A 14,898-nucleotide genomic window follows, 5' to 3' on the forward strand; every position below is an offset into this window, starting at 1 on the left:
TTGCATGATGCACGCATAGGTTACCTGCAAAGCGCAGGCTGGATTTTCCTGATGTATTAAGTATTTCTTGGCGGGCTTTAAAGAATGGCTGATATTCAAGAATCAAAAGAAAGCTTGCAGGAAAGTTTACAGCAGGTCATTACCCTGTTGAGCAAACACAGGCTGGTCGAAGACCTGATCCACAAGCAGGACATGCCTAAGCAGCAGCTGGTAGAGACGCTAGTTCACAAGCAGAACCTGGCCGAACTGCAGAAAAAGCTCGATACACTACATCCGGCCGACGTTGCTTACATCCTTGAGGCCTTGCCGCTTGAGCAGCGTCTGGATGTATGGGAGCTGGTCAAGGCTGAGCGTGATGGTGAAATCCTTCTTGAGGTATCCGATGCCGTTCGACAAACTCTCATTGCCGACATGGACAGCGATGAGTTGCTCGCTGCTGCTGAACAGCTGGATACGGATGAACTGGCTGATCTGGCCCCCGATCTCCCTAAAGATGTGTTGCAAGAGCTCCTGGATAGTCTGGACATCCGCAATCGTGAGCGCCTGCAGTCAGCTCTGGGTTACGAGGATGACACCGTGGGTGCCCTCATGGACTTTGATATCGTCACAATCCGGGAAGACATAACCCTTGAAGTGGCCTTGCGGTATTTGCGGCGTATTGGCGGTTTGCCAGACCACACCGACAAACTGTTTGTAGTCGATCGCTATGACATATTGCGCGGAGTGCTACCGCTTAAGCGCATGGTGGTGAATGATCTTGATGCCGAAGTCGCCGACATCATGGCCGACGATGCCGTGGTATTTCATCCAGAAGATGAAGCCGATGAAGCTGCCAAGGCGTTTGAACGTTATGACCTGGTCACTGCGCCCGTGGTGGATGCCAATAACAAGCTGGTTGGCCGGCTAACGGTGGATACCGTCATGGATTACATCCGTGAAGAAGCCGAAAGCGACATGCTCTCGATGGCTGGTTTGCGCGAAGAAGAGGATCTGTTCTCGTCTGTATGGAAGTCGGTGCAAAACCGTTGGACCTGGTTGGCCATCAATCTTGTCACGGCGTTTGTCGCGTCACGTGTTATTGGCCTGTTCGAAGACTCCATTGAGAAAATCGTAGCGCTGGCGGCCCTCATGCCCATTGTGGCGGGTATAGGTGGCAACTCAGGCAATCAGACAACGACGATGATTGTGCGCGGCTTGGCGCTGGGCCAGATTGCATCACACAATATGAAGTCATTGCTCAAGAAAGAGTTAGGTGTCGCCTTGCTCAACGGTTTGCTCTGGGGCAGTGTGTTGGGCGTTGTAGCCTATGCGCTTTATCATAATATTGCCCTCGGGTTGGTAATGACCGGGGCGATGACCTTAAATCTGTTACTGGCCGCCATCATGGGTGTCATGATTCCTCTGGTCATGACCAAGGTCGGACGCGACCCCGCGGTAGGTTCGAGCGTATTGATTACCGCCATGACGGATAGCGGTGGCTTCTTTATTTTCCTGGGACTCGCGACGATTTTCTTGTTATGAACAGCGACATGCAGCAACTTTGGAAGGAGTTTCTTGCCGATCTGGCGACTCCTGTATTCACCTGGCAAGTGGGGATCATCATTGCCGGCTTGCTCTTTGCCTGGTCCATGAATGGAATCTTGCGGGCTTATGTCATGCGCAAAGCCCCTGAGACTTGGAAAGTCGGTATTGGCGGCATCAACAGGGTGCTGTTCCCGCTGACATCCCTCATATTCATTTACGTCAGTGAATTGATTCTGAAGCACTGGCAGCATACCAGCATGCTGCTGATCGCCATGAATCTGCTGGTGGCCATGGCCGTTATTCGGCTGGTAGTCTATGCCTTGCGTTATGTGTTTTCCCCCAGTGCCTGGGTAAGCACGATGGAAAATGCAATCTCGAGCACAGTGTGGCTGGTTCTGGCGCTCCATGTCAGTGGCATTCTGCCTGAAATATTGCACACGCTGGAAGATATCAGTTTCAATATCGGCAAGAGCAAGATGAATCTGCTGTTATTGATACAGGGGTTACTTACCGTATTGATCACCCTGTTTATCGCGCTTTGGCTAAGTCGCTGGCTGGAAAACCGCTTGATGCGTGCTCAGCAGATCAACATGAATGTGCGGGTGGTATTAAGCAAGCTGATCAGGATAGGGCTGTCGTTTATCGCTATCCTGATGGCGCTGTCAGCGGTGGGGCTGGATATCACATTGCTGTCGGTGTTTGGCGGCGCACTGGGGGTTGGCCTGGGTTTCGGTCTGCAAAAAATCGCCAGCAATTACGTGAGCGGTTTTATCATTTTGCTTGATCGTTCCATGCATATGGGTGACGTGATTACGGTGGATGCGCATTATGGCGTGGTGAGTGAAATGCGCTCCCGTTACATGGTGCTGCGCAAGCTGGATGGCACGCAGGTGGTTATTCCCAATGAAACACTCATCACCAGTGCTGTCATTAATCACTCCTACAGCGAACGCAAGGCGCAGGTCAAAATGCCTTTGCAAGTGAGTTACGAGAGCCCGTTGGAAAGAGCCATGGAGATCATGCAACACGCTGCCATGGCGCAAGATCGCGTGATGCAGGACCCGCTGCCGGATGTAAAGATCGCCGGCTTTGGCGAGAGTGGCATTGATCTGACCCTGACATTCTGGATACCCGACCCGGAAGAGGGCTCTGGACGGCTGCAATCCGATATTTATCTGGATATCTGGCGAGCATTCCAGAAGAACAACATCAGTATTCCATATCCGCAGCGCGAAGTGCGTATACTGAATTCAGGGACGCCGACAATACCTGCTGCCCAGGGATAAGTTGGCGCCCATTTTCGATTGGTTACAGAAAGGAAATCGTCATGACATTCTGGATGTTTGACTTGCCATGGTGGGGTTACATTCTGGTGGCTTTGGGCCTCACCCACATTACCATTGCTGCTGTCACTATTTACCTTCATCGTTGCCAGGCACACCGCGCGCTGGAGTTGCATCCTATTGTTAGCCATTTTTTCCGCTTCTGGTTATGGATGACCACCGGTATGGTGACCAAAGAGTGGGCTGCCATTCATCGCAAGCATCATGCGCATTGCGAGACGGTGAATGATCCCCATAGCCCGCAAATTCTGGGCATCAAGAAAGTCCTGCGTGAAGGCGCCGAGCTTTATCGTCAAGAAGCGGCTAATGAAGAAACCCTGCAGAAATATGGCAGCGGCACACCCGATGATTGGATGGAGCGCAATGTCTACAGCCGTCACAGTGGCCTAGGCATACGCCTGATGCTGGTGATTAATGTGCTGCTGTTTGGCCCGCTAGGGCTGACGATCTGGGCTGTGCAGATGGCCTGGATTCCGCTAACCGCGGCGGGCATCATTAATGGGCTGGGGCACTATTGGGGCTATCGCAATTTTGCCGCCGCCGATGCCAGTACCAACCTCGTGCCTTGGGGCATCATCATTGGGGGTGAAGAGTTGCATAACAACCACCATGCCTATGCCAGTTCCGCACGTCTATCCAGCAAGTGGTATGAGTTTGATATAGGCTGGATGTATATCCGTCTCATGCAGATGAGCCGCCTGGCCAAGGTCAAGAAAATAGCGCCCAAGGTCAAGTTTGACTGGGCCAAGACGCGGTGTGATCTTGACACCTTGCAAGCGGTCATTACTCATCGGTTTGATGTCATGGGCAAGTATGGTGTGATGCTCAAGCAGGCATATAAGGAAGAGATCAGCAAGATTCGTCTGGCGTACCAGCAGCATGGCCACGAAACCACGGTACTTGAGCGTTTGCGTCACTGGCTGCATCTGGATGCCAAGGATCTTGAAGTGCAGGACAAGCAAGCGCTTGAGCAGGCACTGACACATAGCGCCCGTTTGCAAACTATCTATCAGCTCAAGCAGGAGCTTGCGCAGGTTTGGGCGCGTTCCACAGCCTCTCAGGAGCAATTGCTGAAAGGGCTTGAGGACTGGTGCCAGCGGGCTGAAAAAAGTGGCATAGCCGCGCTGGAAGAGTTCTCGCGACGCCTGCGTTGCTACCGCATGGCGTAGATGCTTTTTACTTGTACTTGCTGCTGCCCAAAATTAAATTCGTATTGGGCGGAGCATCTTGGCAGAGCATCGGGAATGGCCTTTTGCTTCAAGAGGTAATGTATCTGGATCTGAAGCGTGTTAAATAAAACGTCGACTGGTGGTATTAAAAGCGCCAGGCAATAAAAAAGCCCGCATAAGCGGGCTTTTTTATTTAAAACCATATCTGAATTACTTCAGCTTGGTTTCCTTGTACAGCACATGCTTGCGAGCGACAGGATCAAACTTCTTGATTTCCATCTTTTCAGGCATGGTGCGCTTGTTCTTGGTCGTGGTGTAGAAGTGACCAGTGCCAGCGCTAGATTCCAGTTTGATTTTTTCACGCATGATGAATCCTTAGATTTTTTCGCCGCTGGCGCGCAGATCGGCCAGAACAGCGTCAATGCCGTTCTTGTCAATTGTACGCAAGGCTGCGTTGGTGATACGTAAGCTAACCCAGCGGTTTTCGCTTTCAACCCAGAACTTGCGGTTTTGCAAGTTAGGCAGGAAACGACGCTTGGTCTTGTTATTTGCGTGGGAAACGTTATTCCCAACCATCGGCTTTTTGCCGGTTACCTGACATACGCGTGCCATGGCGGACTCCGAAATTCGAAAAGACCGCATTTATACCATGAAACGAAGCGGCATTTCAAGTTAAATTGCTAGTTTTTAATGTTTTCCTGTACTGCCGAAACCGCCTTCGCCACGCTCGCTACTGGTGAAGTCCTGCACGATATTAAAGCTGGCTTGCATGACGGGTACGATGACCAGTTGGGCAATGCGCTCCATCGGGTTTAGCAGAAAAGCTTCCTTGCCACGGTTCCAGCACGAGACCAGCAGCTGGCCTTGATAATCCGAATCTATCAGTCCGACCAGATTGCCCAGCACGATGCCATGTTTATGGCCCAGGCCTGAGCGAGGCAGGATCATGGCGGCATAACCAGGGTCAGCCAGATGGATCGCCATGCCGGTGGGTATCAACGTGGTCTCGCCAGGATGCAGGGTTTGGGTATGCTCGATACAGGCGCGTAAATCCAGCCCGGCAGAACCCGGTGTGGCGTAGCCCGGCATCATGTGATGCAAGCGGTCATCGAGGATTTTCAAGTCAACTTGTAAGCTCATTCAGGGGTACTCGCGTCAGAAGTGGTTGAAGGAGGCAGCATGCCGGCCATATGTTGCAACAGCATGTGCGCCAGCATGGTCTTGGAGCCAGGGGGAAGTGGGTGTTCACCCTGATCGTCAATCAGGACAATACGACTATCGTCGCCACCCATGGCTTCACTGACCAGATTGGCGGCCAGTAGGGGGACATTTTTTTGCAGCCTTTTTTTGTGGGCATGATCAAGCAAGTGACCGCTCTCAGCTGCAAAGCCGACACAGAAAGGGGGACGGGGCAGGCTGGTCACAGCGGCCAGAATATCCGGATTACGCACCAGATCGAGCTGCAGGGTGTCTGCATGTTTCTTGATCTTCTGGCTTTGCACTTCGCGCGGGCGGTAGTCGGCCACGGCGGCTACTGCGATAAATACATCCTGGCCGATCACTTCGGCCATCACTGCATCATGCATTTGCTGCGCGCTGGTGACCTGAATGGTGGTGCAGTGCGGGGCTGCCAGTGCAGTCGGCCCGCTGATCAGGGTAACATCCGCGCCCATCTCAATAGCCGTCTGAGCAATGGCGTAGCCCATTTTGCCTGAGCTGAAATTGGTGATGCCGCGTACCGGATCAATGGCCTCGATGGTGGGGCCAGCCGTAATCAAGATGCGCTTTCCTGCCAGCAAGTTGCTCGGGCATGTAACTTGCAGCGCATCCACTATGGATTGCGGTTCCAGCATACGGCCGAGGCCGGTCTCGCCGCACGCCTGTTCGCCGCTATCCGGACCGATCAGGCGTACGCCATCTTTTTGCAATTGCGCGACATTGCGCTGGGTGGCAGGATGCTCCCACATCTGTCGGTTCATGGCTGGCGCTACAATCAAGGGGCAATCACGTGCCAGGCATAAGGTGGAAAGCAGGTCATCTGCAGCGCCGTGCACCAGTTTTGCCATGAAGTCAGCACTGGCAGGGGCAACCAGAATGGCATCCGCCTGGCGCGAGAGCTCGATGTGCGGCATGCCATTGGCAATGCGCTCATCCCATAAGTCGGTGTACACAGGGCGACCAGACAAGGCCTGCATGGTCAGCGGGGTGATAAAGCGGGTGGCGGCAGACGTCATTACCACGTCAACCCGTATGCCCTGTTTGACTAGCAGGCGTACCAGCTCAGCGGTTTTATAAGCGGCAATTCCGCCAGTCATGCCGACAACCAGGTGTTGAATTGGACGAGTCATGATAAATTCTTGAATTAGTGGGCTCATTTTAATACAAATTACGGCAGCGCCAGTCTGCCGATTGCACGATTTGAACGGGGACGCAGGGTATGTGGCGAAAACTCAGGATATTTGTATTGCTGTTTGTGTTGGTGACCGTGGCCCAGCAAGCCTGGTTGAAAAACGGGCAGCCTGACTGGCACCGCACGCTGTATGTCACGCTATATCCCGTCAATGCTGACCTCAGTGAAGCCTCTAATGTGGCCATACGCCGCCTGAACCAGGCACAACTGACGCAGATTGAAGAGTATTTTGCCGAGCAGGGCAAACGATACCATCTCGCCTTGGCACAGCCATTTGCCGTGCATCTTGGGCCTGTGGTCGCGGATATTCCACCACCGCCACCGCGCAATGCCAGCATGCTGTCTACCATGACCTGGAGCCTGCACTTTCGCTGGTGGACCTGGCGTCACAGTCCGCCTACCCCGGTAAAAGCCGATATTCGCCTCTATCTGCTCTATTTTGATGTGGCGGGTCATCCCACCTTGCCGCATTCCACCGCACTGAGCAAAGGCCGCGTCGGGCTGGTGAACGTATATGCCGACCCTGGTCAAACAGCTCAGAACAATATGGTGATTGCCCACGAATTGCTGCACACCGTGGGCGCGCGTGACAAGTACGACTTGAATACCACACAACCGCATTACCCAGAGGGATACGCCGAGCCGGACCGGCAGCCCTTATACCCGCAACGCTTTGCTGAACTCATGGCTGGACGCATTCCAGACAGCCAGCATGGCGCGCATATTCCGGCAAATTTGTCACAAACGTTGGTGGGGGACCTCACAGCCAGGGAAATCGGATGGCAACCATGAGGAAACATAACGTATGGCAATTATCGATTGGCCGGAAGGGGAGCGCCCGCGCGAAAAGCTGCTGACGCAAGGTAGTGGCGCACTGTCAGATGCCGAGTTACTGGCTATTTTTCTACGCGTGGGGGTGACTGGCAAAAGTGCAGTCGATCTGGCGCGTGAGCTATTGCAGGTGTTTGGTAGCCTGAATGGTATTTTTGCTGCCAGCCTCGAACAGATTTCCCTGATCAAGGGTATGGGTAGCAGCAAATATGTGCAGCTGCAGGCCATCTTCGAAATGAGCAGGCGTGCCCTCGCTGAAGAAATGCAGGCGCGCGATGTCATGAATTCGCCGCAACAGGTGCGCGATTTTCTCAGCCTCAAGCTGGGCGGGCTGCCGCGCGAAGTGTTCCTGGTGATGTTCCTGGATGCACAAAATCGGGTGCTGGCGCATGAGGAGATGTTTGCGGGTACATTGACACAGACCAGCGTGCATCCGCGTGAAATCGTCAAACGTGCACTGTATTACAACGCAGGCGCGGTGATTCTTGCCCACAATCACCCCTCCGGTGTCGCCGAGCCCAGCCGTGCCGATGAGATGATCACGGCGCAGCTCAAGAGTGCTCTAGCGCTTGTGGATGTACGGGTGCTGGATCATTTTGTCGTAGCGGGCAATACCACCTTGTCGTTTGCGGAACGCGGCCTGCTCTAGACTGTGCGTTGGCACGCAAGATTAGTACTGGTTGATAGGTGTGACGGTAACGCTGACATCCAGCTGCTGGGCACCACCGCCCAATACCACGCCACGCATCGGGGATATATCGCTGAAATCGCGTCCCCATGCGATGGTGATGTGATCCGTCTGCACCAGGCAATTGTTGGTCGGATCAAAATCCACCCAACCTGTATCCGGGCAGTAAACGGAAGCCCAGGCATGCGATGCATCGGCGCCGATCATACGCTCCTGGCCTTCCGGAGGGGTCGTCAGGATATAACCGCTGACGTACCGGCAAGCCAGGCCCAAGCTACGCATGCAGGCAATCATCAGGTGTGCAAAATCCTGGCAGACGCCGCGGCGCCCAGCCAGCACGTCGGATAGCGGCGTAGAAATGCTGGTGGCCTGGTCATCAAACTCAAAATCCTGATAGATGCGTTGGGTCAGGTCCAACGCGGCTTCCAGCAAAGGCCTGCCTGGCGTGAAGCTGGGGGCGGCGTAGTTCGCCAGCGTATGATGCCGCCCCGCTTTGGGGGAGCTGAACAGAAATGCCTGCGCCTCAATATGGGTGTTGTAATGCTGGATCAGCTCTTCTTTTACAAACTCCCAGCTCGGACTTTGGCTTAATGACGCTGGCAGCAGGCGCGGCAGTACTTCCACGGTGGATTCCGAAGTAACGGAAAGCGTCTGATGCGGGCTGTAAATAGAAAAATACAGCCGTGAATTGCCGAAATAATCCAGGCGCTGTGAAGTCTCGCTGGGATTGGGCGAGATCGTGATCTGATGCGCCAGCGTGTTTTGCCAGGCCAGGTGTCTTGGTGTCATGTGCAGCATATGCTGCGACAGGGTCACATCAAAATCGTACTGGTACTCGGTCTGGTGCTGAATGTGATAGCGCATGGCGGTTTAATTGGCGGTGGTATCCGAGAAGCTGAAAAAGCGATGCCCCAGCTGGAGGGAAATTTCTACGCTGGCCTGATAGGTATCCGCCAGCCAAGACATCAGCTCTGGGCTGTTGTGATGGAAAGACGCATCCACATCAAATGCACGCAGGCTTTCCATACGCTCCATCATGCGTCCTTCACCGCCACCGCCGTTGTAGGCAGAGGATATTTGCGACAGGTATTTCACCAGTCCACGCAACTGGAACATCATCGCATTCGGATTGTTTTCATCGATCAGCAACAAATAAAGCACCGGTAGCCACTCTGGCTGAGCGGCATACCGTGCCCGATAAGTGACGATGGAGTCTGTGAGCTCCAGCAGCCAGTCCAGGCTGCTTTCGGCAGGCATTGCCAGCGCCTTTTGCAACAGGATGCACAGAAACTGCAAGCGCTCGATGCGGCGACCCAGCGACAGAAAGCGCCAGCCCTGATCGCGCGTCATGCTGTCCAGCGTAAAGCCCGAGATGGTCACCAGCGACATATTGGTTTCATCCAGCACCGCCAGCGCTTCACTCAGCGAGGCTTGCGAATGCCGCTCGGCAAAGCGCAGGTGCAGCTGGTTGATCAGGCGCCAATGGTCGCCTGACAGACGTTCGCGCAAGCTGAAGGCCAGCTGGAAGAACTGTGTGATATGACTGGCGAGGCTGGAGCTATCATCGGCAAAAATGGCGGCGATCAGCAGGCACTCGATGGCATTTTCATCTTCGGCAAACAGGGGGTAGTTGCCGTCGTTTTCCTCATCCTCTTCGGCGGGCATCAGGTTATACCAGATGCACATCGCTTTTACCGTAGGCCACTCCACGGCGCGATGCTCGGGCGAGAAGTCCAGCAGGTAATGGATGGCTGTCCGCAGCAGGCGCGTGGCATGGTAGCTGCGTACCGAGTGACGGCCAAACCAGAACAGATTTTCAATGACGCGACTGGAAAGGTGGATATTGTCATGCACCAGCCCGGCGCTGGAGGTGGTCTTGCGCAGCAGGCTCGGCGTATTAGGCTTGAGCTCAGGTGTAATCACCCAAGTGTCCTTGCTGCAGCCGCTGCCCTGCATGGTGATCACGCGCTTGTTAGCACTGCTGGCCACCCGTGTCAGCCCGCCAGGCATGACGATATAGCCATTGGGGGTGGCACAGGCAAATACCCGCAGCCCCACCGACTGCGCCTGCATTTGCTGCAGCTGGCTGTTCCACACCGGTGCCTGCGATACCTTGACCAGCTCCTGCGCCAGGTAGTTTTCCGGGTTGGCGCGCAATTGGGCGATCAGTTCTTCGCGTGCCGCGCCGTCCAGGTCCTGGCCGTAAATCATGATTTCACGCGTGTGCAAAAAGGCATTCTTGATCAATAGACGATCAAGATTGGCAATCACGGCTTCCAGGGCCTTTGGCTCGCCACACCACCAGGTGGCGACCGAGGGCAGCATCAGCGGCTGTTTCAGCAGATGCTGGCTGAGCGCGGGCAAAAAGCCCATCAGGGCACCCGATTGCAGCACATTGCTGCCCAGACTGTTCGCCAGCAGGACATGGCCGCGGCGCGCTACTTCAGTAAGGCCCGCAATCCCCAGCAGGGATTCGGCATTGAGTTCCAGCGGATCACAGAAAATATCGTCAAGCCGCCTGAGGATGGCATGCACCGGCTTGAGCCCTGCCAGCGTTTTCAGCCAGACCACGCCTTCGCGTACGGTCAGGTCGTTACCCTGCACCAGTGGAAAGCCGAGGTAGCCCGCCAGATAGGATTGCTCGTGATAGGTTTCGTTGAACGGCCCCGCTGTCAGGATGACCGTGAGCGGCTGCTCGCTAGGGCTTAACGAGGCAATATTGGGATTCGCTTGCGACTGTCGATAAGCGCATGCGCGCCCCCAGTGGGCCAGGCTGTCGCGCAGGCTGGCAAAAAATCCGCTCAGGCGCTGAATGTTAAGGTCGCGAAACAGATCTGGAAATACGCTGGAAATCACCATGCGGTTTTCCAGCGCATAGCCAGTACCTGCGGGAGCCTGCGTGCGGTCAGACACCACCCACCAGCGACCATCCGCCGAGCGGGCGAGATCAACCGCATACATGTGCAAGGCCACCCCATCCGGCTGTGGAATGCCATGGCAGGGGCGCAGGAAACCGGCATTGCCGTGAATGAGTGCAGGCGGCAACATGCCCTGCGCCATCAGGGTCTGTTCGCCGTAAATATCGCGCAGCACCGTATTGAGGATGGTGGCGCGCTGAATCACCGCGGCTTCAATATGCGCCCATTCATCCTGCGGCAGAATAAACGGCAGGGGGTCCAGATCCCACGGACGTTGACCGCCCTGGGTGTCGGCGTAGGCGTTATAGGTGAGCCCGTTTTCGTAGACCAGCCGACGCACGTTTTCAACGCGCTTGCGCATCTCGGCAGGCTCTTCACCACTTAATGAGTCAATGAGTGGCTGCCAGTGAGGGCGAGGCGTTCCGGGCGATTGCAGCAACTCGTTATGAGAGTTTGCCGCAAACGGGTATTCGTTCAGTATCGAAGACAGCATGGCGCAATATTAAACAGCTTGCCACCGCAGGTCGAGCGTAAACGGGAATTTCGGGTTGCGCGGCTCTTCTGCAATCGATACCGGCCCTGGCGTGTGTCCGTGATCCCAGAAACGGGTAAAGCGTCGCGCCTCGGCCTCAAAGGCATTCACCGGGAAGCTATCGTAATTGCGTCCACCGGGATGGCTGACATGGTAAGTGCAGCCGCCTATCGCCCTTCCGCTCCAGGTATCGACCAGATCAAACACCAGCGGTACATGTGGCGCAATGGTGGGATGCAAGGCGGACCATGGGCTCCAGGCGCGGAAGCGCACGCCCGCAACATACTCGCCGGCAATGCCTGTGGCTTGCAGCGGCAGGGGTCTGCCATTGCAGGTGACGATGTGGCGTCCATCCGTGAGGCCGCGCACGCGCAACTGCATGCGCTCTACCGAAGAATCCACATAGCGCGAGGTGCCGCCGCCACTCATTTCTTCGCCCAGCACATTCCATGGCTCGATGGCCTGACGCAGTTCCAGCTCCACGCCGTGGTAATTCACCGTACCGTAACGCGGGAAGCGGAATTCGACAAAAGGATCAAACCAGTGTTTTTCGAAGACATAGCCAGCTTCGCGCAGATCCGCCACGACATCGGCAATATCCTGCGCAATAAAATGCGGTAGCATCCAGCGATCATGCAGCTCGGTGCCCCAATGCACCAGCTTGCCCTGATAGGGCTTGCGCCAGAAGTGCGCGACCAGTGCCCGCAGCAGCAGCATCTGCAGCAGGCTCATGCGGGCATGGGGCGGCATTTCAAAAGCGCGGAATTCCACCAGGCCCAGACGGCCCGTCGGGCCGTCTGGCGAATAGAGTTTGTCGATGGAAAATTCGGAGCGGTGCGTATTCCCCGTCAGATCCACCAGCAGATTGCGCAGCAGCCGGTCTACCAGCCACGGGCGCTCGCTTTCCTTGGTGTCGGGCAATACCTTGTCCATCTGCTGAAAGGCAATCGCCAGCTCGTAGAGATTATCGTCACGTGCTTCATCCACCCGCGGCGCCTGGCTGGTGGGGCCGATAAAGGTCCCCGAGAAGAGATAGGACAATGCCGGGTGGTTTTGCCAATAAGTAATCAGGCTTTTCAGCACATCCGGCCGGCGTAGCATGGGGCTGTCGGCCGGGGTGGCGCCGCCCAGGGTGGCGTGATTGCCACCACCAGTGCCGGTATGGCGGCCATCCAGCATGAATTTTTCGGTGCCCAGGCGGGTCTGCCGGGCTTCTTCATACAGGGTGGTGACGTTACTCACCAACTCCTGCCAGCTGGATGCCGGGTGAATATTCACCTCAATTACGCCCGGGTCAGGCGTGACGCTGAGCGACTTGATGCGGGCATCGCGTGGCGGCGGGTAGCCCTCCAGCCATAGTTTGAGTTGAAGTTTGGCTGCGGTAGCCTCAATCGCCGCGAGCAGGGCCAGATAATCCTCAATGCGCGAGACAGGGGGCATGAACACATGCAACCTTCCGCCACGCACTTCCACGCAAAGTGCGGTATGCACGACTTCGCGGGCTTCTGGCTTGCTCAGGCTGGCTTTGCCGGGTTTGTTGCGCACCAGGGGTTTTTCTGGCAACGCTTCTCTGGCTTCAAACGGGTCCACCGCAAATTCAGGCTCGACATCGTCTGGCAATACCCATGGCAGGGATGCCAGTGGCAGGCGCAGGCCCATGGGCGAGTCGCCGCTCAACAGGTAAAGATGTTCGCGGCGCAGTGGCCATTTGCTGCTACGCCAGGTGGTGGTTTTACTGGTGGATTCCGGCTTGAGCGGAATCACATAACCTGCGGCCTTGCCCAGGCCCACTTCCAGTAGTTGTGCCAGGCGCTTGCGCTCTTCGCTGGCGCCAAGGTCGGCCTGCAAGGGGTTGACGTTGTCTGGCAGGCGCTGCTCCAGCAAGGCTTGCTGCATCACATCCTCATAAGCCTCTATCATGCAAGCGGTGGGCAGGCCCAGTGTTTCCACCAGGCTGGTGGCAAACAGCTTCGCTTCAGCCACATTGTATTTTTCCGGCTGACCATCCATGGAAAACAGCGAGGCATCGTTCCACATCGGTTTGCCATCCACACGCCAGTACATATTGATGGCCCAGCGCGGCAAAGGCTCGCCCGGATACCATTTGCCCTGGCCATAATGCAGCAGGCCGCCCTCGGTAAAGCGGTCCTTGAGGCGCAAGGCAAGCTTGCCTGCCAGTTCGCGCTTCTTGTCGCCATGGGCCTGGGTGTTCCACTCAGGGCCGTCCATGTCGTCGATCGATACAAAAGTTGGTTCGCCGCCCTGGGTCAGCCGCACATCCTGCTTTTGCAGATCACGATCTACCTGCTGACCAATCAGGTCTATTTTCTGCCAGTCTTCTTCGCTATAGGGTTTGGTGACGCGCGGGTCTTCATGGATGCGCGTGACGCTCATTTCATGGTGAAACGTGACTTCGGCAACATCGGTAAAGCCAGTCACCGGCGCGGCCGAGGCGGGCATGGCCGTGCAAGCCAGCGGTATATGGCCTTCGCCTGCCAACAAGCCGGAGGTCGGGTCCAGGCCTATCCAGCCGGCACCGGGAATATACACTTCGGTCCAGGCGTGCAGGTCGGTAAAGTCTACCTCGGTGCCACTGGGGCCATCCAATGCCTTGATGTCGGCGGTGAGCTGAATCAGGTAGCCGGAGACAAAGCGCGCAGCCAGGCCAAGGTGGCGCAGTATCTGCACCAGCAGCCAGGCACTGTCGCGACAGGAGCCACTGCGTTTTTCCAGCGTGTCTTCCGGCGTTTGCACCCCGGGTTCCATGCGCACCAGATACCCGATATCGCCTTGCAGACGCTGGTTGATGGCAACCAGAAAATTGGCGATGGTGAGCGGCGCCGTCAATAACTGACTGCGCGTATCGTCCAGCCATTTGGCCAGTCTGGGGCCTGCCGGTTCGGCTTTCAGGTAGGGGGCGAGTTCGTATTCCAGTTGTTCGGTATAGGTAAAGGGAAACTGCTCAGCGTACTTTTCCACGAAAAAATCAAAGGGATTGATGACCGTCATGTCGGCTACCAGGGTCACCGTGAAATCCAGGCTGGTGACTTTTTCGGGGAACACGAAGCGTGCAATGTAATTGCCGTAAGGGTCCTGCTGCCAGTTGATGAAGTGCTTTTCCGGATTAACCGTCAGCGAATACGACAGCACCGGCGTGCGCGCATGAGCCGCGGGCTTGAGTCGTACTTCATGCGGGGAGAGATTAACCAGGCGGTCAAATGTGTAGCTGGTCTTATGGTGCAATGCAACGCGTATGGCCATGCGAATCCTTCACAACTGTTCTTAAGTTCACGACTCTTGGTTACGAACGTTCTTGGGCTTATTCAGATGGCAGGCCAACACGACCTGCCACGACCATGAATACCAGCATGAACCATGCCAGCAAGCGTCTGCTGAGCCTGTTTTCAGGCTGCGGGGGAATAGCGTGGTACTGCTCTCAGCCAGCGCATACCAGGAGTGAAGACTAACTTGGTTTGAGGTATG

At 55.7% G+C, this 14,898-nt stretch carries 12 protein-coding genes; 5 read left to right on the forward strand and 7 right to left on the reverse strand.

The window, feature by feature from the left end:
• Window positions 1-84 precede the first annotated feature (84 nt).
• From mgtE to LG204_RS02720, 3 genes are read left to right on the forward strand one after another with little or no spacing between them, the layout of a single operon-like run.
• The gene (mgtE, locus tag LG204_RS02710) at window positions 85-1,521 is read left to right on the forward strand and encodes a magnesium transporter (protein WP_230335826.1); all 1,437 of its coding nucleotides are present in this window, start codon (window positions 85-87) and stop codon (window positions 1,519-1,521) included.
• Window positions 1,518-2,810: a mechanosensitive ion channel family protein gene (locus LG204_RS02715; protein WP_407664159.1), complete on the forward strand. Its 1,293-nt coding sequence runs from the start codon at window positions 1,518-1,520 to the stop codon at window positions 2,808-2,810. Before mgtE ends, LG204_RS02715 begins: the two co-directional genes overlap by 4 nt.
• 41 nt (window positions 2,811-2,851) lie before the next feature.
• Window positions 2,852-4,036, forward strand: coding sequence for a DesA family fatty acid desaturase (locus LG204_RS02720; RefSeq protein ID WP_230335828.1), 1,185 nt, complete (start codon window positions 2,852-2,854; stop codon window positions 4,034-4,036).
• Between the two features lie 210 nt (window positions 4,037-4,246).
• On the opposite strand, the gene rpmG is transcribed toward LG204_RS02720, so the two are convergent.
• The 4 genes from rpmG to coaBC all read right to left on the reverse strand — a co-directional run bounded on the left by rpmG (window position 4,247) and on the right by coaBC (window position 6,384).
• Window positions 4,247-4,402, reverse strand: coding sequence for a 50S ribosomal protein L33 (gene rpmG, locus LG204_RS02725; RefSeq protein WP_011478679.1), 156 nt, complete (start codon window positions 4,400-4,402; stop codon window positions 4,247-4,249).
• Window positions 4,403-4,411: 9 nt separating this feature from the next.
• Window positions 4,412-4,648 (reverse strand): 50S ribosomal protein L28, encoded by a 237-nt coding sequence (rpmB, locus tag LG204_RS02730; RefSeq protein WP_011478680.1) that lies wholly within the window; start codon window positions 4,646-4,648, stop codon window positions 4,412-4,414.
• 75 nt (window positions 4,649-4,723) lie between these two features.
• Window positions 4,724-5,176, reverse strand: coding sequence for a dUTP diphosphatase (gene dut, locus LG204_RS02735; RefSeq protein WP_015829270.1), 453 nt, complete (start codon window positions 5,174-5,176; stop codon window positions 4,724-4,726).
• Window positions 5,173-6,384, reverse strand: coding sequence for a bifunctional phosphopantothenoylcysteine decarboxylase/phosphopantothenate--cysteine ligase CoaBC (coaBC, locus tag LG204_RS02740; RefSeq protein ID WP_230335829.1), 1,212 nt, complete (start codon window positions 6,382-6,384; stop codon window positions 5,173-5,175). The genes dut and coaBC overlap by 4 nt, the downstream gene beginning before the upstream one ends.
• 89 nt (window positions 6,385-6,473) lie before the next feature.
• Here coaBC and LG204_RS02745 point away from each other — a divergent pair, with 89 nt between their 5' ends.
• Both LG204_RS02745 and radC read left to right on the forward strand, forming a co-directional pair.
• Window positions 6,474-7,238: a hypothetical protein gene (locus tag LG204_RS02745; RefSeq protein ID WP_230335830.1), complete on the forward strand. Its 765-nt coding sequence runs from the start codon at window positions 6,474-6,476 to the stop codon at window positions 7,236-7,238.
• Between the two features lie 13 nt (window positions 7,239-7,251).
• Window positions 7,252-7,926, forward strand: a complete 675-nt coding sequence (gene radC, locus LG204_RS02750; RefSeq protein ID WP_230335831.1) for a RadC family protein — start codon at window positions 7,252-7,254, stop codon at window positions 7,924-7,926.
• 21 nt (window positions 7,927-7,947) lie between these two features.
• Here the strand turns inward: radC and LG204_RS02755 are convergent, their stop codons facing one another.
• Genes LG204_RS02755 through LG204_RS02765 form a run of 3 tightly spaced genes read right to left on the reverse strand, consistent with a single transcriptional unit; the run spans window position 7,948 to window position 14,676 of the window.
• Window positions 7,948-8,829, reverse strand: a complete 882-nt coding sequence (locus LG204_RS02755) for a transglutaminase family protein (RefSeq protein ID WP_230335832.1) — start codon at window positions 8,827-8,829, stop codon at window positions 7,948-7,950.
• A 6-nt stretch (window positions 8,830-8,835) separates the two neighbouring features.
• The gene (locus LG204_RS02760; protein ID WP_230335833.1) at window positions 8,836-11,376 is read right to left on the reverse strand and encodes a circularly permuted type 2 ATP-grasp protein; all 2,541 of its coding nucleotides are present in this window, start codon (window positions 11,374-11,376) and stop codon (window positions 8,836-8,838) included.
• A 9-nt stretch (window positions 11,377-11,385) separates the two neighbouring features.
• Window positions 11,386-14,676, reverse strand: coding sequence for a transglutaminase family protein (locus tag LG204_RS02765; RefSeq protein WP_230335834.1), 3,291 nt, complete (start codon window positions 14,674-14,676; stop codon window positions 11,386-11,388).
• Between the last annotated feature and the right edge of the window lie 222 nt (window positions 14,677-14,898).

The organism is Methylovorus menthalis, assembly GCF_020523625.1.
Classification (GTDB): Bacteria; Pseudomonadota; Gammaproteobacteria; order Burkholderiales; family Methylophilaceae; genus Methylovorus; species Methylovorus menthalis.

Excerpts from the sequence above, each read along its gene's own strand:
- mgtE (WP_230335826.1), top strand. The coding sequence starts at position 85 with ATGGCTGATATTCAAGAATCAAAAGAAAGCTTGCAGGAAAGTTTACAG.
- LG204_RS02715 (WP_407664159.1), top strand. The coding sequence starts at position 1,518 with ATGAACAGCGACATGCAGCAACTTTGGAAGGAGTTTCTTGCCGATCTG.
- LG204_RS02720 (WP_230335828.1), top strand. The coding sequence starts at position 2,852 with ATGACATTCTGGATGTTTGACTTGCCATGGTGGGGTTACATTCTGGTG.
- rpmG (WP_011478679.1), bottom strand. The coding sequence starts at position 4,402 with ATGCGTGAAAAAATCAAACTGGAATCTAGCGCTGGCACTGGTCACTTC.
- rpmB (WP_011478680.1), bottom strand. The coding sequence starts at position 4,648 with ATGGCACGCGTATGTCAGGTAACCGGCAAAAAGCCGATGGTTGGGAAT.
- dut (WP_015829270.1), bottom strand. The coding sequence starts at position 5,176 with ATGAGCTTACAAGTTGACTTGAAAATCCTCGATGACCGCTTGCATCAC.
- coaBC (WP_230335829.1), bottom strand. The coding sequence starts at position 6,384 with ATGACTCGTCCAATTCAACACCTGGTTGTCGGCATGACTGGCGGAATT.
- LG204_RS02745 (WP_230335830.1), top strand. The coding sequence starts at position 6,474 with ATGTGGCGAAAACTCAGGATATTTGTATTGCTGTTTGTGTTGGTGACC.
- radC (WP_230335831.1), top strand. The coding sequence starts at position 7,252 with ATGGCAATTATCGATTGGCCGGAAGGGGAGCGCCCGCGCGAAAAGCTG.
- LG204_RS02755 (WP_230335832.1), bottom strand. The coding sequence starts at position 8,829 with ATGCGCTATCACATTCAGCACCAGACCGAGTACCAGTACGATTTTGAT.
- LG204_RS02760 (WP_230335833.1), bottom strand. The coding sequence starts at position 11,376 with ATGCTGTCTTCGATACTGAACGAATACCCGTTTGCGGCAAACTCTCAT.
- LG204_RS02765 (WP_230335834.1), bottom strand. The coding sequence starts at position 14,676 with ATGGCCATACGCGTTGCATTGCACCATAAGACCAGCTACACATTTGAC.